1 protein-coding gene is annotated in these 293 nt (G+C 46.8%); it reads left to right on the top strand.

Annotation, left to right across the window (positions count from 1 at the left end):
• Positions 1–293: mucin-binding protein (locus RFK25_RS11635; protein ID WP_332413567.1), on the top strand; the 293-nt coding region annotated here is incomplete at both ends.

Here is a 293-nt window from a genome sequence, read left to right as displayed (position 1 = left end):
GCTCAAGCAACTCAGTTACATTTGAGCGTTCAGGTGAAATCAACCACGTTACAGGTGAAGTGACATGGCAAGCATGGACAGCTAAGGACGGCGATGCGACCCTTGAAGGTAATCCATTACCTCTTGTGACAGGCTACTTGGCACAAAGCGCAACTAACAATGGCTCTGAAGTAGCTCCAAGTACTACAGCTGACGCGGTTGAAGCGACAGAAACAACTGGTAACATCACAGAAGAAGTAACTTATGTGAAACTTGGTTCATGGATTCCACAACCACCAACAGGTACAGTGGAA

It is taken from the genome of Streptococcus sp. SS-4456, assembly GCF_036680365.1.
Taxonomy (GTDB): Bacteria; Bacillota; Bacilli; order Lactobacillales; family Streptococcaceae; genus Streptococcus.
The sequence above is the reverse complement of the archived record's forward strand: the minus strand, read 5'-3'. Positions and strand labels throughout refer to the sequence as shown.